Source organism: Sphingopyxis sp. EU05-FHT14B03 (assembly GCF_058790875.1).
Genome location: NZ_JBYTDC010000002.1, coordinates 279,153 through 299,058, shown reverse-complemented (window position 1 = coordinate 299,058; position 19,906 = coordinate 279,153). Strand labels below are relative to the sequence as shown.

Below are 19,906 nucleotides of genomic sequence, written 5' to 3'. Positions count from 1 at the left end.
GAATGAAATCAAGCGCCTGTTTGATTGCGCTATCAGCGCAGGCGCGGCATCGTGGCGAGCAGGACGACCGCGATGCTCGCAAAGGCCGCGAGCAGCAGGAACAGCGCATCGAAGCCGAAACCCGGGACCAGCGAAATGGTGAGCCAGGGCATGATCAGCGACGGCACGGTGTTGGTCAGGTTGAACAGGCCGAGATCGCGCCCGCGCCGGTCGGGGCGCCGGAGCACCCGCAGCGTCTGGCCGCTGTGCAGCGACAGGAAGATCGTCGCGGCAACCCCGAAGACGACATAGGCGAGCTTCGCCGCGAGCAGCGTTTCCGCCAGCGCCATTCCGGTGAGGCCGAGCGTCAATATGCCCGTACAGATCGCGAGCGGCAGGATCGGGCGGTCGGTGCGGTCGGCCCAGCGGCCCGCGAGCAGCGCCATCGGCACCGCGATCGTCAGCACGAGGCTGAACAGCTGTGCGGTCTCGCTGTCGGTGATCGTCGGCTCGATCGAGCGGAACCAGAAGAAGAGATAGGCGAACAGCGCCGCCTCGGCGATCTGGACGAGCAGGCGCGCGCTCCACATGCGGACGACGATCGACCGAGGCCGCGGCGTGCCGGTTTCGGGTTCCGGGGTGCCGGGTCGATTGAGCTCGGGAAAGGCGCGCGGCCGACCGATCAGCAGCACCGGAAGCACCGCGCCGGCGACAAGCATTGCGACGAGCGTGAGGCGGCCGTCGGCGTCGGCGAGGCCCGGCAGCGTGACGAAGGCGCAGGAGACTGCGCCGAGCGCGGGCGAAAAAGCGAGCAGCCCGCCGAGCAGCCCCTTTTGCTGGTCGGGGACGCTATCGCCGGCCCAGGCCGCGAGCGGCGCCAGCATCATGTTGAGTGCGAGTTGCCAGCCGATGATGATCGCGATCAGCGACGGCACATCGCTTGCCAGCGGCACCGCGAGCAGCAGCGCGATCGTCAGCAGCAGGCCCGCGGTCACCCAGCCACGGCGGTTGCCGGTGCGATCGCTGAGCCAGCCGAACAGCACGCCCCCCGTACTCGCCGCGATCGCGCCGAAGAAGGTGACATAGCCGAGCGCCTGAATGTCGTTCGTCCCCGCGAGCGCGGTCATCCGCACCGGCAGCAAGATGGTCAGGAAGGGCACATAGGCGATCGCGCCGCCCGCGGCGGCGAGCGCGTAGAGCAGCAGGAACCCCGTCGACTGGCGGCGCGGCGCGGCGTCCTCAGCCATTCGCGGACGGCGCCGCGGTCGAGCCGCGCTCGATCAGGCTGCCGTGAACGACGGTCGGCGCGGTGGGGCGCGGTTCGCCGCGCTGGGCGGCGATGATCAGTTCGACCGCGCGCGACACCGTCGCGGCGATCGGCTGGTCGACCGCGGTCAGCCCCGGCGGGGTGAAGCGGATGATCGGGGTGTTGTCGAAGCTGATCAGCGACAGGTCGCGCGGGACGTCGAGACCGCGCTCGCGCGCGACGCCAAGCGTCGCGAGCGACATCTGGTCGTTGCTCGCGATGATCGCGGTCGGGCGGTCGGGAAGCGCGAGCAACTGCCGCGCCGCCGCCTCGCCCGAGGCCGCGCTGAAATCGCCCTCGGCGAGCAGATCGTCGGTCGGCAGGCCGGCAGCGGCCATCTCGGCGCGCCAGCCGTCGATACGCCAGTGGCTGAGGTCATATTCGACCGAGCCCGAGATGAAGCCGATGCGGCGATGGCCGAGAGTGGCGAGATGGCGGGTGGCGAGCGCCGCCGAGCCTTCGTCGTCCATCGTCAGCGCGATGCCGGCATCGCCGCCGTGCGAGCCGATGCGCGCGAAGGGGATTTTCTGCTGGTGGAGCAACGCGACGATCAGCGGATTGTCCGAATGCGGCGGGGTCAGGATCACCCCGTCGGGCTGGAGCGCCGCGATGATCGCGCGCAATTCGCGCTCGACATGGTCGTTGTGGGTGTCGACCAGCTCAAAGATCATCCGATAACCGAGTTCGGCGCATTTGAGCATGCCGCCGAACAGCATCTGGTCGACCCAGTCGGTGCCTTCGCGCGCATTCCAGTCGGCGATGGTCCGTTCGCGGTCGTTGATCGCGAGGATCAGATAGGATCGCGAGCCGCTCATCCGCTGCGCCGCAATCGACGGGACATAGCCCAGCTTGTCGATCGACGCCTGGACGCGCTCCTTCATCTCGGGCCGCACATTGGGTTCGTTGTTGATGACGCGGCTCACCGTCTGCAGCGACACCCCCGCATCGGCCGCCACATGTTTGATCGTCACCGACTGCCGCCGACGCCCCATTATATCGTCCGATCCCCGCTAGCTGCGCAACGCGCCCTGCTAGCGACAACTTCGCCGCATGGCCAGACGCGCATCATGCCGCCTGCGGCACCGCGGCGCCGCAATAGCGCGCGACATAGGCGTGATGCTCGGGCAGCTTCGCTACCGTGTCGCGGACATTGTCGCGGATGCCGCCGAGGAAGCGCGCCAGTTCCTCGTCGCTGAGCTTGGTCGCGATCGGATGATGGCTCTGCGGCGCGATCCCCTGCCCCATCATCACCTGGACCCAGCTGTTCTCGGCGAACAATTCCTCATTCTTGCGGAAGACGCGGCCGGTTTCACGGAACAGCTCGATCTTTTGCGCGAGGCTGTCGGGAATCGGCATGTCGGCGCATTGGCGCCAGAAGGCGCTGTCGCGCCGTTCGGTCGCCTTATAATGGAGGATCAGGAAGTCGCGGATCTGCAGATTGTCCTGCATCTGCTGATCGTTGTACTCGGCAATATCGCGTTCGCTGACCTTGCCGAGCGGCAGCATGCGGATGAAGCGCAGCACCGCGCGCTGGATCAAATGGATGCTCGTCGATTCGAGCGGTTCCGTGAAGCCGCTCGACAGCCCGACCGCGATGCAGTTGCGATACCATTGGCGGCGGCGCACCCCGGTGGTGAAGCGCAGGAAATTCGGCTCGGTCAGCGCCTCACCCTCGATATTGCCGAGCAGCCGGTCGAGCGCCGCGTCGCGATCGAGGTAGCGGCTGCAATAAACGAGGCCGTTGCCGGTGCGGTGCTGGAGCGGGATGCGCCATTGCCAGCCGGCATCATGCGCCATCGCGCGGGTGTAGGGCACGGGTGGGCGGACGTTCGGGGTCTGGAGCGCGATCGCGCTGTCGCACGGCAACCAGTGCGTCCAGTCGTCGAAGCCCGCGTGGAGCGCGCCCTCGATCAGCAGCGCGCGGAAACCGGTGCAGTCGAGGAACAGATCGCCCTCGATCCGCCGATCGCCGTCGAGGACGAGCGCCGCGATGTCGCCGCTTTCGCTGTCGAGTTCGACGCGCGCGATCTTGCCCTCGACGCGTTTTGTCCCGTCGCCCTCGGCCATCTGGCGCAGGAAGCGGGCGTAAAGGCCGGAGTCGAGTTGATAGGCATAGTTGATGCCCTCGTCCGGCAGGTGCGCGAACTTGCCTTCCAGCGCGGCGACGAGTTCCATGCAATAATCGTCGTAGCTCTGCTCGTGCCCGCGCGTCTTGCCGTGGAGCCAAAAATGCTGGAATCCCGCCGACCAATGGTCCTTGCCAGTCAGCCCGAAGCTGTGGAAATAGCGGTGGCCGGGCTGCTTCCAGTGATCGAACAATATGCCGAGCTTGAAGGTCGCCTGCGTCGCGCGCATGAAATCGGCCTCGTTGATCCCGAGCAGCCGGTTGTAGTTGACGAGCGGCGGGATCGTGCTTTCGCCGACGCCGATCGTGCCGATCGCTTCGGATTCGACGAGTGTCAGATCGACCGCGTTGCCCATGGTGCGCGCGATCGCGGCAGCGGCCATCCAGCCGGCGGTGCCGCCGCCCGCGATGACGATGCGTTGTTTCTTGTCGGTCATCGGCTGAGGCTCCTCAGGAGGAAGGCGCGGAGGCGCCCGGCACTTTCGGGGGTGAGCGGCGCGAGGATGCTGCGCGCGGCTTCCGGGATATGGTCGATGACCCGGCCGTCATTCTCGAACACATAATGGTCGAACATCGCGCGCCAGATCGCCTTGTCGGCGTCGGGCAGGTCGCGGATCGCGAGGATCGCGTGGTTCAGCGCCTCCTGCGGCTGGCCGAGCCAGGCCGGGGTGCTGCGCCACCAGTAATTGACGAGGATGTTGAAGGGTTCGAGTCCCTCGACATGATGCCACCACATCGACGGGATGAAGAGCGCGTCGCCGGGTTCGAGTTCGACGGTCATCGCGTGCGCCATCGCCTCGACGAAGCGCGGAAAAGCCGCGAGGTCGGGCGCGTCGAAATCGACCATGCTCACCGCGCGCCCCGCTGGGGTGTTGTCGATCGGCCCGAGATAGAGATTGGCGAACTGGTCGGGCGGAAACAAAGTGAAGCGGCGCCGTCCCGCGGCGCAGCAGGCGAGATTATCGGGGAAATCATTGTGCGCGGCGATCCGCGTCTTAGTGCCGATCCAGATGCTTTTCAGCGGATCGCGGTCGCCGAGCTCGATCGGGTTGGCGGCATCGAGGCCGTCGAAATGCGCCGGTATGTCGATCGAGGCGAGATAGACGGTGCGCGCTTCGCCGCGTTCCTCGGCGGTGTCGATGCCGGCGAAGATGTCGGGCAGCTTGCCGGTGCCCGAGCGGAAATTCATCGCCATGTCTGTGTCGTAGAACAGCCGGCCATCGTGCCCCGGCGCGCCGATCGACACCGCAAACGGTCGGTCGCGCGCATGGTCGAGCAGATGCTGGCGCGCATCGCGCGCCGAGCGCTTCGCCGCAGCGACCAACGGCCAGTCGGCGACGAGGCCGCGCAGGACAAAGGGCTCGCGCGCGCCTTCCAGCAACGCGTCGAGCCCCGCCCCCTTATCGCATAAGCGCTCGGGCACGCGCGCTAGGCGGTCGTAGAGGGCGCCGTCGCGCTCAGCCATGGCCGAGCCTGCGGTTCTTCCGCGCGATCAGCGGTGCGAGTTGCGCCAGCGAGGCGAGTGCCATGAAGATCGGCATCAGATGCCCGGCGGCGTGCAGCTTGCCGATCGTGTCGGCATCGAGCGCCTGCAACTTCGCCTCGTCGATGATGTGGAAACCGACGAGCGAGTTCACCGCGCCGTCGTCGAGCGTCACCTCGAGCGTGAAAGGTTCGAGCAGGTCATGGTCGCGCAAGGCCGCGAAAAAATCGCCGCTGGCCCGGTACCCCTCGTCGAGCGCGCCGAGCTTTTCGGCGATATCCTCCAGATAAGGCGTTGGCTGGCCGTCGGCGTCGAACAGCCGCACCCCTTCGCCGCCGTCCGCAAGGCGCGGGTGATCGAGGTCGATATGCACCTGCCCCGGCCCGTCGCCGTTCGCCGGGCGGCCGACGAGAAAGGGCTGGATCGCCGCCGACAGCGGACGATAGCGCGCGTCCCAGCAGGTGCCGTCGAGATAGAGATTTTCGCCCGGCTCGAACCCGAACAACGCCATCGCGATAAACGCCTCCTGCCCGGTCTCGCGGCGGAACAGGATCGGATAATGCGCCTGCACCTGGCGAAATTCGCTCGGCACGGTCAGCGTCGCCATCACCGCGTCGCCCAGACCGGCGCCCGCATCGGTGCGGACGCGCAGGTCGCGGTGGCTGTTGGTGTCGAGCGCGGCATGCCTGGTCATTCGGGGTCCTTCATTCCGCCGCAGTGGCGGTGGCGGTGAGTGCATCGAGATAGTCGCGGTTGGTCGGCAACGCCGAGGCGAGCGAGCGGGCGCGCTGGCGCTGCTCGGCGAGCGCCGCGACTGCGCGGTCGCTGGCGACGAGGCCGGGAGGGATCGGATGGCCCATGCCGTAGAGGATATATTGGTGGCTTTCGGCCGAGAAAATCTCGTCGACCTGCGGGAAATCCCACGCCGATGGCGGCTGGTCCTGCCACAGCGCCAGCATATCGGTGAGGCGTTGCGGGACCGACGCAGGGTCGCGCTGCGCCAGCCAATAGGGCTCATCACGCCGGCTCAGCACATAATGGAGTTTGAGGAATTCGACGATGCGATCCCAGCGATAACGGAACAGCGTGTTGAAGCGCTCGGCGTGGATCGGCATCGCCGCGGAACTGGCGGGGAAATTGTCGATCAGCGCGTTCAGCGACAATTCGATCAGTACGATCGCCGAGGCTTCGAGCGGTTCGATGAAGCCCGCCGACAGGCCGATCGCGACGCAATTGCCCTGCCAGAAGCGCGCGCGGTGGCCGGTCGGGAAGTTCAGTCGGCGGACCGGCACGTCGGGCGCACCCGGCAGGACCCTGGCAATATAGGCGCGCAGTTCGGCCTCGGCCGCGTCGTCGCCCAGGAAACGGCTGGCATAGACGCAGCCGATGCCGCGGCGTCCCGGCAGGCCAATGTCCCAGATCCATCCCGCGCGGTGCGCGGTCGAGATCGTCTGCGAAGCGATCGCGCTGCCCTCGGCGACAGGCACTTGCGCCGCGAGCGCGCGGTCGTTGAACAGGGTGTCGCTACGATCGATCCATTCGACGCCCAGTTCGCCGCCGATCAGCAGCGCGGCGTGCCCGGTGCAGTCGAGGAACAGGTCGCCCGCGATCTCGCCATGCGCGCGCGTGGCGACCGCCGCGAGGGTATCGCCCTCGCCGCGCGTCACCGCGGTGACATGATCGGCAATGTGCCGGACGCCGAGCCGCCGCGTCGCATGATCGCGGAGCAGCGCCGCGAATTTTCCGGCATCGAGATGATAGGCGTAGTTCGCCGCGCCCTGATAATCGGGCATCGCGCGCTGGCGCGGCGCGAGGTCGAGGTCGCAGACCGCGGCCTGCGCGGTCATCGCGGCGCCGAAACTCCCGTCAGCCGCCGTCGCCTGCCATGCCGCCAGCAATTCGCGCGTCGGCACTGCCGGGGGCGAGGTGAAGGGATGGAAATAGCGATCGGCCGCGCCGCCATCGACCCAGCCGTCGAAGCGCGACCCCTGTTTGAACGACCCGTCGCACGCCGCGAGGAATTGCCCCTCCGAAATCCCGATCGCGGCCAGCGTCGCGCGCATCGTCGGCCAGGTGCCCTCGCCCACCCCGATCGTCGGAATGTCGGGTGCCTCGATCAAGGTGACATTGAGCGTCGGCCGGGCCGCGGCGAGCCGCGCGGCCGCCAGCCAGCCGGCGGTGCCGCCGCCGACAATGACCACCCTCTCGACCGTTTTTGCCATTGGGAACGTTCCTAAGCCACTCGCCGGCCCGCGTCACGCAAAAGAGCCGCGCCCCGATTGGAAGCGCGGCTCTCTCGCCAGTCGGTCAATGCACCGCGCCCGCCCTAGAAGGCGAAGCGAACGCCCGCCGCGTAGCGGGCAAAGCCCGGCGACACGAAAGTCACATTGTTGTTGTGCCGCAGATGCCCGCGCCGGCCCTCGCCCGTGATGTTGATCGCCTCGACGAACCCGGTGAGACCCGGCATGAACTCATAGCTCGCGCTGGCGTCGATCTGCCAATAATCCTCGATATAGGTCGGGTTCGGCCCCGAACTCTGGAGGAATTCTTCGCGCCAGTTCCACGCGACACGCGCCTGTAGTCCGTTCTTGTCGTAATAGGCGACCGCGTTGGCGCTGTCGCTGAGTCCGGTCAGCGCGAACTGCGGCACCGACGACGGCAATTTATTGTCATAAGTCGCATCGCCGTTGACGATTGTATAGTTCAGGATGACCCCGAAGCCGGTGTCCCAGAAGCTGTGCTGGAGCGCGAATTCGAAGCCGTTGAGCGACGCGGTCTGGTCGCTGTTGATCGGCGTCGTAATCTCGAAGTTCAGCGCCGGGTCGCCCGGGATGCTGTTGATCGTGCCGACATAGGTGCCCGGCCCGCCCCCGGTGATCGTCACCGAATTGGGGAAGTTGGCAAAGATGTACTGGCGGATCTGGGCGACGGTCGCGTTCGCGCCGAGCGAGGCGAGCGCCGCGTTCCAGCGCGGACCACCGACCGGGGTGGTCAGGCCGAACGCCTCGGTATCGATGCGCGTCGTCGAGATGAAGTTGCTGACGTCCTTGTGGAAATAGCCGACCGAAACATAGCTGCCCGGCGAGTAATACCATTCGGCCGACAGATCGATATTCTTCGACTTGTAGGGAACGAGGCCCGGATTGCCCTGCGCCCCGCCGCCGCCGCCGACGCGGAACAGCGTGTCGAGCGTGCGCCCGCCCTGCAGATTGGCATAGTCGGAGCGCGTGATCGTGTGGCTGTACGATGCGCGCAGCTTCACATTATCCATCGGCGAGATGTCGAAATCGACCGCCGGCAGCCAGTTATTGTACGACCCCTTGAAGCGGGTGAAATCGCTGTCGCCCGAGAAGATGATGTTGAATTCATTGTCGCCGACCCAGCGCGTGCCGGTCGGCACCGGTACCAGCGCCGCCGACGACACATCGGTGACCTCGTAGCGGACGCCGGCGACGAAATGCGCCGGATTGTCGAACAGGTCGAACTTGGTCGCGACCTGCAGATAGGGGGCCAGCGTCTTTTCGGTGATGCGCCGGTCGGTGTTGAAGGCCGCGATACAGGTGCCCGGGATCGCCGCCGAACCCGTCTGCGGTCGGCTGCAGACGCCATATTTGCTTTCGATCAGGTCGACCATGCGCTCATAGTCGAACCGGTAAAAGCTCTGGATCATGCCTGGCTGCGCCAGCCCCGGGAATTTGTCGGGCAGCGTTTCGAGCGTGAAGATGTCGTCGGGAATGTCGGCCGCCGGACCCGAACCGCCCCAGGTGTCGTTCTGGATCGTGCCGAAGGCCGAGCGGACCTTGTTCTCGACATAGGAGACGCCGAAATCGATGCTGTCGAGGAAGCCCCCGTCATGGTCGTAATTGCCGCGCAGCTGGACCTGGTTGATCTCGTCGCGGAAATAGGCGGCGCGGAAGGCGTTGCCGGTCGGCTGGATCAGCGCCGCGTTCAGCGGGTCGATACCGGGATGCATATTGTAGGAGAGGACCGGCAGGTCGTTCTCGAAGTTGACCGTCTGGTTGGCGATGCCGAAGATGGCGTTGCCGACCGAGGTGCTCGACCCGAAGCGGTTGACCGGCTTCACCGTCGCGCTCGACCGATGATAGTCGAGGTCGATGGTCACGCCGCCGGGGCCGTCCCAATGGATATTGCCGCCGAGCGATTTATTCTCGGCGCGGTTCTCGGTCAGCGAGCCGCTGTACGACAGGTCCTTGCCGCCGTTGAGCGCGGTGGTGCTGGGCGGAGCCGGCGGCTGCGGGAAGGCTTCGGAATAGAAGATCGGGCCGGCGACGGGGCCGTCAGTCCACGAACTGGTCGTGTTTTCATGGTTGAACCAGATGCCGACATTGCTGTTGCGCGTTTCGACGGTGTTACGCGAATAGGTATAATCGATCGTCGCGGTCAGGCTGTCGGTCGGGCGGAATTGCAGCACCGCCTGCCCGTTGATACGCTCGCGGTTGACGTCGTTGAGGTCGTAGGACGCGTTCTGCGGCACCTGATAGACGTCGGTCGGGTCGGGCCGGTTGGTGATGCGCGCCGCGCCCGGCGTACCCGGCTGGGCCAGCGAACCCCAGTTGTTCTCGGACCCCAGATACCCGTCGCGCCAGCCGACATTGGCCGAGTTCGTGCTCGACTTGCGCTTCTGGTACGACCCGGTGACGAGGATACCGATCGTGTCGTCGGCAAAGGTGGTGCTGAAGATGCCCGAGATTTCGGGAGTGACCGGATTGCCCTCGTTGCGCGACGAGTCATAGACCGCCTTGGCCGAGATGCTGCCGTGCATGCCCGGTTTGTCGAGCGGGCGCGGGGTGCGGATGTTGATCGTCGAACCGATGCCGCCCGATTCATTCGTCGCGCGGCCGCTCTTGTACACCTCGACAGCCGAAACCGCTTCCGACGCGAGGTTGGCGAAGTCGAACGAACGCGACGCAGGCGCGCTGCCCCCGTCGCCGATGAAGGCGGTCGGCATCTGGCGGCCGTTGAGCGTCACCAGGTTGAATTCGGGACCGAAGCCGCGGACCGTGACCAGCGAGCCTTCGCCGTTCGAGCGGTCGATCGACACGCCGGTAATGCGTTGCAGCGATTCGGCGAGGTTGGTGTCGGGGAATTTGCCGATGTCTTCGGCCGAGATCGCATCGACGACGCCCTGCGCATCGCGCTTGATATCGGCGGCGGCGGACAGGCTGGCCCGGATGCCGGTGACGACGATCTCGTCGCCGTCGACGGTGCGGTCTTCGGGGGGCGCGTCCTGCGCCATCGCGACTTGCGCCACGCTCATCAGCGCAACTGCCGACGTGCCGGCCAGAATCTTCGCGAGCCAAAGCTTATGCGGAGCCTGCATCCCTGTTCCCTCCCGTTTAGCCGCTCATTTTCGGCGGCATTTCGCTAATGTGAACGTTATCTAAATGAGAACGTTCTCATTGTCAACGCGGGTCGTCGTTGCATTCCTATGCAACGGATAAGGAAATTGCACCGGGGATCGGTGCAGCGGAGGGTCCGTGGGCGCCGGCCCCTTCATATGATTCCGGTCAGAGCATCGGATAGCTCAGCCCGTAATAGCCATAGACGGTGCGGCCATATTCGTCGGTATATTCGGGGGTGTCGTCGCGCGCATAGCGCGGCGCGCCGGTCACCTGCTCCTTGCTGATCTCGACGACATAACCGCCCTTTTCGGTGTCGTAGCGCAGCATATCCCAGGGGATCGGATAGTGATCGCTGCCGAGGCCGAAGAGGCCGCCGAACTGCAGCACGGCATAGTCGGCCTTGCCCGAAACCTTGTCGAGCATGACATTGGCGATGGTGCCAAGCTTTTCATCCTGCGGATTGTAGACGGCGGTGCCTTCGACCTTGTCGGAGGAAATGAGGCGATTGGTTCCGCCGCGTTCGAGCGTGTCAGCCATGATGCGTCTCCTTGACGAAGGAGCGCACGAGAGCCGGAAGAGCCGGCCCCGCCGCCCCCATGTCCAGGCAACGGCGCGCCGGGGCGCGAGTTGCCCGGCTCGCCGCGAACGGTGCCGGATTAGGGCTCAGCGGCTCCAGCGCGCGAAGATCGCGGTGGGAAGCAGCAGCCCCCTCGCCTCTTCGCGCACCGCGAGTTCGCCGCATTCGACCTTGCCGGGAAGGTCGGCGAAGAGCTGGTTCAGCAATTCGCCGATCGCCAGCGCCGACATGCGCACCGCATAGACGGTGAGGAACAGCGCGCGGCTGTCGGCGTCGAGCAGCTGGCGGCAGTCAGCGAGCAATGGCGCGAGCCCTTCCTCGAGCTGCCAGCGTTCGCCGGTCGGGCCACGGCCGAACTTGGGCGGGTCGAGCAGGATCGCGTCATAGCGCTTCTCGCGCCGCACTTCGCGCGCGGTGAACTTGCCGGCGTCGTCGACGATCCAGCGGACCGGCTTGTCCGCCATGCCCGCCAGCGCGGCATTTTCGCGCGCCTGCGACACCGATTTCTTCGACGCGTCGACATGGGTGACAGACGCGCCCGCGGCGGCGAGCGCCTGGCTGCCGACGCCGGTGTAACCGAACAGGTTGAGGAAGGCGGGATCGGGCTTGTCGGCGATCTGCCCGCGCAGCCAGTCCCACACCGGCGCCATGTCGGGGAAGAAACCGAGGTGACGAAAGGGGGTGCATTGCGCGGTAAAGCGCGTTTCGCGCCAGCCGAGCGGCCAGCCCTCGGCAGGAACGGGTTTGTTGTAATACCAGCGGCCGCCGCCATCGTCGTCCGACGCCGGGATGAACTCGCCATCGGCGGCGTCCCATTCGCTTTGCGGGAGCGCGGGCGCCCACATCGCCTGCGGTTCGGGGCGGATGAAGCGGAACCGGCCATAGCGTTCGAGCTTGCGCCCGTTGCCGCTGTCGACCAGCCCATAATCGTCCCACGCCTCGCCGACGAGCGTGACGAGCGGCAGGAGGTCAGCCACGCGCGGCTTCCGCGAGGACGAAGTCCTTCACCGCTTCATAGTCACCGGGCAGCTTGGTATAGCGTTCCTCGCGATCGAAGAGATTGCCGAGCCGCGCGGGCAGCGCCGGACGCACGCCGGTCGCACGCTCGACCGCCTCGCGGAACTTCGCGGGATGCGCGGTGGCGAGGGTGACGACGGGAATGTCGGCATCGATGTCGAGCTGGCGTGCCGCCGCGAGGCCGACCGCGCTGTGCGGGTCGATGACCTGTCCGCCCTTTTCCTGCGCCCAGCGCAGCGCGAGCGACATCGAATCGCCGTCGATGCTGGCGCTGGAGAACAGCCCGCGCGCGCCGCTGAGCATGTCGGCGGGGATCGTCATCGCGCGGTTCGTGTCGAAGTCGCCCATCATGCCGGTGATCGCGGCGCCGTCGCGGCCCGACAGGTCGAAGAGCAGCCGTTCGAAATTGCTGCTGACCTGGATGTCCATGCTCGGCGTCGCGGTCGGCGTCACGGTGCCGGCGCTATAGTCGCCGCTGGTCAAAGCGCGGTGGAGGATATCGTTGACGTTGGTCGCGACGACGAGCCGCGCGATCGGCAGGCCCATGCGCGACGCGACATAGCCCGCGAAGACATCCCCGAAATTGCCGGTCGGCACAGAGAACGCCACCGGGCGGTCGGGGCCGCCGAGCCGGACCGCGGCGTAGAAATAATAGACGACCTGCGCCATCAGCCGCGCCCAGTTGATGCTGTTCACCGCCGAGAGCGTGACCTGGCTGCGCGCCTCGGCGTCGCCGAACAGCCTTTTCACCATCGCCTGCGCATCGTCGAAGCTGCCGTCGATCGCGATGTTATGGACGTTCGGCGCCAGCACCGTCGTCATCTGGCGGCGCTGGACGTCGCTGACCCGGCCTTCGGGGTGGAGCATGAAGATCTGGATATGCTCGCGCCCCGCGACCGCCTCGATCGCCGCCGAGCCGGTGTCGCCCGAGGTCGCACCGACGATCGTGATATTCGTGTCGCCGCCCGCGAGGAATTTCTCAAACAACTGGCCGAGCAGTTGCAGCGCGACATCCTTGAACGCCAGCGTCGGGCCGTGGAACAGCTCGAGCAGCCAGTGGCGATGGTCGAGCTGGACGAGCGGGGTCACCGCGTCGTGGCTGAACCGGCCATAGGCCGCCTTGCACAGCTGACGCAGTTCATCCTCGTCGAGCGCGCCCGCGACGAAGGGGGTCATCACCCGCACCGCTGTTTCGACATAGTCGAGGCCGGCGAAGGCGCGGATTTCGTCCTGGCTCAGCGTCGGCCATGTCGCCGGCACATAAAGCCCGCCGTCGCTGGCGAGGCCGGCGAGCGTGGCGGCACGAAAGTCGAGGGTCGGCGCGGAGCCGCGGGTGCTGATATATTCCATGGCGGCCCAGCGCCTAGCGGTGTCCGCTCAAGCCCGCAAGCGGCGGCGCACCGCGAGGATGTAGATGATCAGCGCCGCGGCGGCGAACAGGAACCATTGCCCGGCATAAGCGAGATGATTGTTCGGGGTGTCGGCGGCCGACGGCACCGCGCTGGCGCGCAGCCCGGGCGCCGGCGCGTCGGCGACAAGCATCGCGCGCGCCGGCACGGCCTTGCCCGTCATCCGTTCGATCAGCGTCGGTTGTTCGGGACCCGGAACGATCGTGCCCTGCACGATGCCGCCGGTCCATTTCGGCGGCGTGAAGTCGTCGGCGGTGCCGACGTCGACGAGCACGCCCGGCCCCTCGGCACCGGTGCGGCAGTCGGCGATCATCCGGATCCCCGTCTTGCCGGCGCGGTCGGTGCCGCTGCGCTGGTCCCAGCGCACCGGTTCGAGGCAGGTGACGCTGCTCTTGCGATAGAGCATCGTGTCGGGAACCGGCGGCAGTTTGGGATAGGCGACGGTCGCCGACATCGCGCTGTTGCGCTGAAAGAGCGCGATCAGCGCTTCCTTTTCGCCCTTGCGCTGTAGCTGCCAGACGCCGAGCGCGATCATCGCCGCCACCGCGGCGAGGACGAGGATCGTCGGGACGATCGGCCAGCGGCGGGCGGGCGCGGACGTGTCCGGGGTTTCGGGGGGTGCAGGCTGGTCAGTCATCCGGTTTCTCCACCCGTCCCTCGGCCGCGTCGCGCTGATGCTCGCTCGCCAGCAGCGCCCCCTTGGCGATGCGGAGGCCATAGATGACCGCGGCGACGGTCAGCGGCACCCACAGGATGACATGCACCCACAAGGGCGGCGCAACGGCGGCATCGAGCAGGAGCGCGGCGACGATCAGCAGCGCGCCGATAATCAGGGTCAGGAAGGCGGCGGGGCCGTCGCCGACATTGTAGCGGCCCGAATCGAAGCCGCACGTCGGGCAGCGTTCGCGAAAATTCGCCGCGCCCTCGAACAGTCCCGGCGTCCCGCATTCGGGGCAGAGACCAAAAAGGGCAGCGCGCCAGAGCGGCGGCTGCCCCTTTTGAAGTTGGTCGGTGTCCGGCAACTCAGTGCGCGGCGACAGGTGCGCCCCAGCCGCCCCAGACATAGACGATGATGAAGAGGAACAGCCACACGACGTCGACGAAGTGCCAGTACCAGGCAGCCGCTTCGAAGCCGAAATGCTGGGTCGGGGTGAAGTGGCCCTTATAGGTACGCGCGAGGCAGACGATCAGGAAGATCGTGCCGACGAGCACGTGGAAGCCGTGGAAGCCGGTCGCCATATAGAAGGCCGAGCTGTAGTTGCTCTGACCAAAGCCGAACGGCGCGACGCTATATTCATAAGCCTGGATCGACGAGAAGACGACACCGAGGATGATCGTTGCCCACAGGCCCTTTTTCAGGCCTTCGCGGTCGCCGTGGATCAGCGCATGGTGCGCCCAGGTGATCGTGGTGCCCGAGCAGAGCAGGATCAGCGTGTTGAGCAAGGGCAGCGAGAAGGCGTCCATGACGTGGATGCCCTTCGGCGGCCACATGGTGATCGCGGTGGCGCCGTCCTGGCCGAACAGCGAGGTGACCGCGCCGTCGGCATATTCGATCGGCACCGGGAACAGCGAGAAGTCGAACCAGGCCCAGAACCAGCCGACGAAGAACATCACTTCCGACGCGATGAACAGGATCATGCCATAGCGCAGGTGCAGCTGGACGACCGGGGTGTGATCGCCGGCATGGGCTTCGTTGATGACGTCCGACCACCAGCTGAAGAAGGTGGCGATGACGCCCATGAAGCCGAGGCCGAGCACCCATTTGCCCGCGCCGCCGAAATAGTCGGCGTGCATGAACATCACGAGGCCGAAGAACATCACCAGCGCGGCAGCCGAGCCGATGAGCGGCCAGACGCTCGGGTTTACGAGGTGATAGTCATGATGTTTCGCACCGGACATGGCGTTTTTCCCGTTTTTAGCAGCCCCAGCATCACGATTCCCCATCGTCCGCCGGCCTTGGTAAGACTCTTTGATCGCGGCCTTAGCTCGCCTTTTTGCCCCCGTCTACTGGCTCCACAGGGTGGAAGGTGTAGCTGAGGGTGATTTCCTGGATGTCGCGCGCGTCGGGATCGTCCATGATCTTGGGATCGACGAAAAACAGCACCGGCATGCGCACTTGCTGCCCCGCCTCAAGCCGTTGTTCGGTGAAGCAGAAGCACTGGATCTTTGTGAAATATTTGCCCGCTGCGTCGGGGGTGACGTTGAAGCTCGCGGTCCCCGTCACGGCATGCGACGAATTATTCTCGGCGATGAAGATCGCCATGTCGCGCGCGCCGATGCTGACCGTGTCGGTCGGGTGCTCGGGATAGAATTTCCACGGCAGCTTGGGCGACACATTGGCGTCGAAGCGGACCGAGATCGTCTGGCTCAGCACCTGCGGCGTTTCCGCCGCGGCGACCGGGTCGTAGCGCTGGGTCGTGCCGCCGAAGCCGGTGACGCGGCAGAAAAGATTGTAGAGCGGCACCGCCGCGAACCCCAGGCCGACCATCGAAATCGCGAGCAACGCAGCGAGGCTGGCGGTTTTAGCGTTGGGCGACATCCGCGCGATCATTTCAGCACCGTCATCTTGGCGATCGTGATGAAGAAAAAGAGTATCGCGAGCCCGCCGAGCAGCAGCGCCATCAGATTCGCGCGGCTGCGTTGACGGCGGCGATATTCGGCCTCGTCGAAAGGTTCGGGGGCGTCGTTCACGGGTTCGGTCATAGCGGCCACCAATGGTCGGCGACAACCGCGCCGAACAATATGAAAAGATAGGCGATCGAATAGGCGAAGAGGCGCTTTTCGGGCTGCATCGGGTCGCCCTCTCGCGCCATGCGCGTGCCGACCTGCGCCGACAATATCACGAACAGCGCCGAGAGCACCACCGCGATCCAGCCATAGATCGCGCCGGTGTAGCCGAGCGGCCAGGGCGCGATCGCGGCGGCGGCCATGATCAGCGCATAGAAAAGAATCTGGCGCCGCGTGGATTTCTCGCCCGCGACGACCGGCATCATCGGGATGCCCGCGGCGGCATAGTCCGAGCGCACGAACAGCGCGAGCGCCCAGAAATGCGGCGGCGTCCACAGGAAGATGAGCAGGAACAGCAGCACCGGCAGCGGTGCGACAGTGCCGGTCGCGGCGACCCAGCCGATCAGCGGCGGAAAGGCGCCGGCGGCGCCGCCGATGACGATATTCTGCGGCGTCCGCGGCTTGAGCCACATCGTGTAGACGAAGACATAGAAGAGAATCGAAACCAGCAGCAGCAGCGCCGCCTGCCAGTTCGACGCGAACAGCATCAAAAAGACCGAGAAGGCGGCGAGTCCGACCCCGAACTGCAATGCGGTCTGCGGGTCGAGGCGTCCGGCAGGCAGCGGGCGCCCGGCGGTGCGCTTCATCTTGGCATCGAGACCCGCTTCATACCATTGGTTGAGCGCCCCCGAGGCCCCTGCCCCCAGCGCGATCGCGAGGATCGACGAGAAGGCGAGAACCGGATGGACGGTCCCCGGTGCGGCGAGCAGGCCGCACAGCGCCGTGAACACGACGAGCGACATCACGCGCGGCTTGGTCAGCGCGAACAGGTCGCGCCAGTCGGCCGGAAGGGCCAGGTCGCCATGGGTCAGGCTCTGCGCCATGATAACTCCAGGCCGGAAAGCTATCGCCCCCTGCCAAGGCTATTTGGCAGGGGGCGAGTGCAATCAGGCGATACGCGGCAGTTCGTTGAACTGGTGGAACGGCGGCGGGCTCGACAGCGTCCATTCGAGCGTCGTCGCGCCTTCGCCCCACGGATTGTCGGCGGCCTTCTTGCCGGCGAACAGCGAGTAGAGGATGTTCACGAAGAAGAAGATCATGCCGACCGCCATGATGACATAGCCGAGCGACGAGATGTGGTGCCAGTAAGCATAGGCTTCCGCATAGTCGGGGTAACGGCGCGGCATGCCCTGCTGACCCAGGAAGTGCTGGGGGAAGAACATGACGTTCACGCCGATGAAGAAGATCCAGAAGTGCAGCTGGCCGAGGACTTCGCTGTACATCCGGCCCGACATCTTCGGGAACCAGTAATAGAAGCCGGCAAAGAGCGAGAAGACCGCGCCCAGCGACAGCACATAGTGGAAGTGCGCGACGACATAATAGGTGTCGTGCAGGTTGGTGTCGACGCCGCCGTTGGCGAGCACGACGCCGGTGACGCCGCCGACGGTGAACATGAAGATGAAGCCGAGCGCCCAGACCATCGGCGTCTTGTAGCTCATGGAGCCGCCCCACATGGTGGCGATCCAGCTGAAGATCTTGATGCCGGTCGGCACCGCGATGACCATCGTCGCGGCGGTGAAGTACATCTTCAGGTTCACGCTCATGCCGACGGTGAACATGTGGTGCGCCCACACGATGAAGCCGACGACGCCGATCGCGACCATGGCATAGGCCATACCGAGATAACCGAACACCGGCTTCTTGCTGAAGGTCGAGATGATCTGGCTGACGATGCCGAAGCCCGGCAGGATCATGATATACACTTCGGGGTGGCCGAAGAACCAGAAGAGATGCTGGTAGAGCACCGGATCGCCGCCGCCCGTCGCATCATAGAAGGTGGTGCCGAAATTGCGGTCGGTCAGCAGCATGGTGATCGCAGCGGCGAGAACCGGCAGCGCGAGCAGCAGCAGGAAGGCGGTGACGAGCACCGACCAAACGAACAGCGGCATCTTGTGCAGGGTCATGCCCGGCGCGCGCATGTTGAAGATGGTGGTGATGAAGTTGATCGCACCAAGGATCGACGCCGCACCCGCGAGGTGGAGCGAGAAGATCGCCATGTCGACCGCCGGCCCGGGCGACCCGCTGGTCGACAGCGGGGCATAGACCGTCCAGCCGGTCCCGGCGCCAAGCCCGTTGCCCCCCGTGACGAACATCGAGCCCGTCAGCATGACGAAGGCGACGAAGGTCAGCCAGAAGGACACGTTGTTCATGCGCGGGAAGGCCATGTCGGGCGCGCCGATCATCAGCGGCACGAACCAGTTGCCGAAACCGCCGATCATCGCGGGCATGACCATGAAGAACACCATGATCAGGCCGTGCGCGGTGATCAGCACGTTCCACATATGCTTGGCCTGCGTTTCGCCGGCCGCGGAGTCGAACATGCGCGCCCAGTCACCCAGATACTGGATGCCGGGTTCGGCGAGTTCGAGGCGCATCATGCCCGAAATCACGCCGCCGACGATACCGGCGACGATCGCGAAGATCAGGTAGAGGGTGCCGATGTCCTTGTGGTTCGTCGACATGAACCAGCGGACGAAGAATCCGGGCGTGTCATGGTCATGGTCGTCATGCGCGTGATCGGCATGGCCATGGGCGGGTGCAGTTGCAGCAATATCGGTCATCTGTCGGACCCCTTGTTATTTCTTGGCGGCCGGGGCGGCGGCGGGCGCCGCTGCAGCCGGTGCGGCTTCGGTCGTGGCGGCCGGCGCCGCGGCGGGCGCGGTTGCCGGAGCGGTGGCAGCGGCGGGCGCCGGAGCCGGCGCCGCGGCGGGTGCCGCGGCCACCGGGCCGGCCGGATTGCCGCCCCGCGAGCGGACCCAGGCTTCCCATTTGTCGACCGGCAGCACTTCGACCGCGATCGGCATATAGCCATGGTCGACGCCGCAAAGCTCCGAACACTGGCCGTAATAGACGCCGACCTTGGTGGCGGTGAAGGTGGTCTCGTTGGCGCGGCCGGGGACCGCGTCCATCTTGGTCCAGAAGGCCGGGACCGCGAAGCTGTGGATCACGTCGGCGCCGGTGATGATCAGCTTCACCTGGCGGCCGACGGGGACGACCATGCGGTTGTCGACCGCGAGGTGATAGGGCTCGCCGGCGGCCTTGGCCTGCTCTTCGGTCAGAATCTTCGAGACATATTCACCGATGCCCTGGTCGGGATAGGCGTAACCCCAATACCATTGGTACCCGGTGACCTTGATCGTCAGCGCTTCCTTCGACGGCGGCTCGTACTGCGCTGCGAGCAGGCGGATCGACGGGACGGCGATAACCGCGAGGATCAGCACCGGGATCGCGGTCCAGATGATTTCGATGAAGGTGTTGTGCGTCGTCTTCGACGGCACCGGGTTCGCGGCGGCGCGGTAGCGGACCACTGCCCAGAGCAGCAGACCGAGAACGAAGAGCGAGATCACCACGATCACCGGCAGCAGGATATAGTGGTTGAACTCATAGGCCTGGACGCCGATCGGCGTGACCTGCGGCTGGAAGTTGATCCCCGCGTCGACCGGCTGACCCACGCCCGGGGTCGGCTTCATCGGCACATAAGTCGCGTCGCCGGCGGGAACCGCCGCCGCCTTCGTCGCATCGGCCGCAGCCGGAGCGGCGGTCGTCGCAGCCGCCGCATCGGCGGGGGCCGGAGCCGGATTCGCCGCGGTGGTCGCTGCGGGGGCCGCGACAGGTGCCGCCGCCGGTGCCGCCGCCTGACCGACGCTGACCGCGCCCAGCGACAAAACCGCCGCGATTACAAGGGTTTTCAAGCTCTTCATAAGGATAGTGCCGCCCGTTGCCTGTTGTTCTTATCGATGCTTCATTCCCGCCGCGCGGATACCGGACATGCGTCGCGGCAGCCGGGCGGCTGGCTGAATCTCGCGGGCGCTATAGACCCGCTTGCCGCTTGCCTCAAGCATCTCTAACACTATTTTGCG

Annotated in this window: 18 protein-coding genes; all 18 read right to left on the bottom strand. The window is 66.0% G+C overall.

The annotated features are described in order from the left end of the window. Window positions 1-32: 32 nt before the first annotated feature. The 18 genes from AC3WS4_RS10580 to coxB all read right to left on the bottom strand — a co-directional run bounded on the left by AC3WS4_RS10580 (window position 33) and on the right by coxB (window position 19,747). Entirely contained in the window at window positions 33-1,226 is a 1,194-nt protein-coding gene (locus AC3WS4_RS10580; protein WP_492738949.1) for an MFS transporter, read from the bottom strand. Continuing rightward, window positions 1,219-2,277 (bottom strand): LacI family DNA-binding transcriptional regulator, encoded by a 1,059-nt coding sequence (locus tag AC3WS4_RS10575; protein WP_492738951.1) that lies wholly within the window; start codon window positions 2,275-2,277, stop codon window positions 1,219-1,221. The genes AC3WS4_RS10580 and AC3WS4_RS10575 overlap by 8 nt, the downstream gene beginning before the upstream one ends. Before the next feature lie 73 nt (window positions 2,278-2,350). After that, complete coding sequence (locus tag AC3WS4_RS10570; protein WP_492738955.1) at window positions 2,351-3,847, bottom strand: tryptophan halogenase family protein; 1,497 nt, start codon at window positions 3,845-3,847, stop codon at window positions 2,351-2,353. Next, window positions 3,844-4,875 (bottom strand): cupin-like domain-containing protein, encoded by a 1,032-nt coding sequence (locus tag AC3WS4_RS10565; RefSeq protein WP_492738958.1) that lies wholly within the window; start codon window positions 4,873-4,875, stop codon window positions 3,844-3,846. Before AC3WS4_RS10565 ends, AC3WS4_RS10570 begins: the two co-directional genes overlap by 4 nt. Further along, window positions 4,868-5,587, bottom strand: a complete 720-nt coding sequence (locus AC3WS4_RS10560; protein WP_492738960.1) for a SapC family protein — start codon at window positions 5,585-5,587, stop codon at window positions 4,868-4,870. Before AC3WS4_RS10560 ends, AC3WS4_RS10565 begins: the two co-directional genes overlap by 8 nt. A gap of 10 nt (window positions 5,588-5,597) precedes the next feature. Continuing rightward, window positions 5,598-7,115, bottom strand: coding sequence for a tryptophan halogenase family protein (locus tag AC3WS4_RS10555; RefSeq protein ID WP_492738962.1), 1,518 nt, complete (start codon window positions 7,113-7,115; stop codon window positions 5,598-5,600). A gap of 104 nt (window positions 7,116-7,219) precedes the next feature. Beyond that, a complete protein-coding gene (locus AC3WS4_RS10550) occupies window positions 7,220-10,234 on the bottom strand; it encodes a TonB-dependent receptor (RefSeq protein WP_492738963.1) in 3,015 nt (1,004 codons plus the stop codon). Between the two features lie 187 nt (window positions 10,235-10,421). Next, window positions 10,422-10,793, bottom strand: coding sequence for a PRC-barrel domain-containing protein (locus AC3WS4_RS10545; RefSeq protein ID WP_492738965.1), 372 nt, complete (start codon window positions 10,791-10,793; stop codon window positions 10,422-10,424). Window positions 10,794-10,919: 126 nt separating this feature from the next. Continuing rightward, on the bottom strand, window positions 10,920-11,798 hold the full coding sequence (locus AC3WS4_RS10540; RefSeq protein ID WP_492739178.1) for a class I SAM-dependent methyltransferase: 879 nt from the start codon (window positions 11,796-11,798) through the stop codon (window positions 10,920-10,922). Between the two features lie 4 nt (window positions 11,799-11,802). Next, window positions 11,803-13,200, bottom strand: a complete 1,398-nt coding sequence (gene thrC / locus AC3WS4_RS10535) for a threonine synthase (protein WP_492738967.1) — start codon at window positions 13,198-13,200, stop codon at window positions 11,803-11,805. 27 nt (window positions 13,201-13,227) lie between these two features. Next, entirely contained in the window at window positions 13,228-13,896 is a 669-nt protein-coding gene (locus AC3WS4_RS10530) for an SURF1 family protein (protein ID WP_492738969.1), read from the bottom strand. Beyond that, window positions 13,889-14,281, bottom strand: coding sequence for a DUF983 domain-containing protein (locus AC3WS4_RS10525; protein WP_262408042.1), 393 nt, complete (start codon window positions 14,279-14,281; stop codon window positions 13,889-13,891). Before AC3WS4_RS10525 ends, AC3WS4_RS10530 begins: the two co-directional genes overlap by 8 nt. A 1-nt stretch (window position 14,282) precedes the next feature. Beyond that, window positions 14,283-15,158 (bottom strand): cytochrome c oxidase subunit 3, encoded by an 876-nt coding sequence (locus AC3WS4_RS10520; RefSeq protein WP_492738971.1) that lies wholly within the window; start codon window positions 15,156-15,158, stop codon window positions 14,283-14,285. Between the two features lie 82 nt (window positions 15,159-15,240). Further along, window positions 15,241-15,810, bottom strand: a complete 570-nt coding sequence (locus tag AC3WS4_RS10515; RefSeq protein WP_056348162.1) for a cytochrome c oxidase assembly protein — start codon at window positions 15,808-15,810, stop codon at window positions 15,241-15,243. Further along, window positions 15,807-15,962 carry a cytochrome c oxidase system small membrane protein gene (locus tag AC3WS4_RS10510; RefSeq protein ID WP_492738974.1) on the bottom strand — a complete coding sequence of 52 codons (156 nt, stop codon included), beginning with the start codon at window positions 15,960-15,962 and terminating at the stop codon, window positions 15,807-15,809. The genes AC3WS4_RS10515 and AC3WS4_RS10510 overlap by 4 nt, the downstream gene beginning before the upstream one ends. Continuing rightward, window positions 15,959-16,870 (bottom strand): heme o synthase, encoded by a 912-nt coding sequence (locus AC3WS4_RS10505; protein ID WP_056348164.1) that lies wholly within the window; start codon window positions 16,868-16,870, stop codon window positions 15,959-15,961. Before AC3WS4_RS10505 ends, AC3WS4_RS10510 begins: the two co-directional genes overlap by 4 nt. A 63-nt stretch (window positions 16,871-16,933) precedes the next feature. Beyond that, a complete protein-coding gene (gene ctaD, locus AC3WS4_RS10500) occupies window positions 16,934-18,607 on the bottom strand; it encodes a cytochrome c oxidase subunit I (protein WP_056348166.1) in 1,674 nt (557 codons plus the stop codon). Window positions 18,608-18,622: 15 nt separating this feature from the next. Beyond that, window positions 18,623-19,747: a cytochrome c oxidase subunit II gene (gene coxB / locus AC3WS4_RS10495; RefSeq protein ID WP_492738976.1), complete on the bottom strand. Its 1,125-nt coding sequence runs from the start codon at window positions 19,745-19,747 to the stop codon at window positions 18,623-18,625. Window positions 19,748-19,906: the final 159 nt, after the last annotated feature.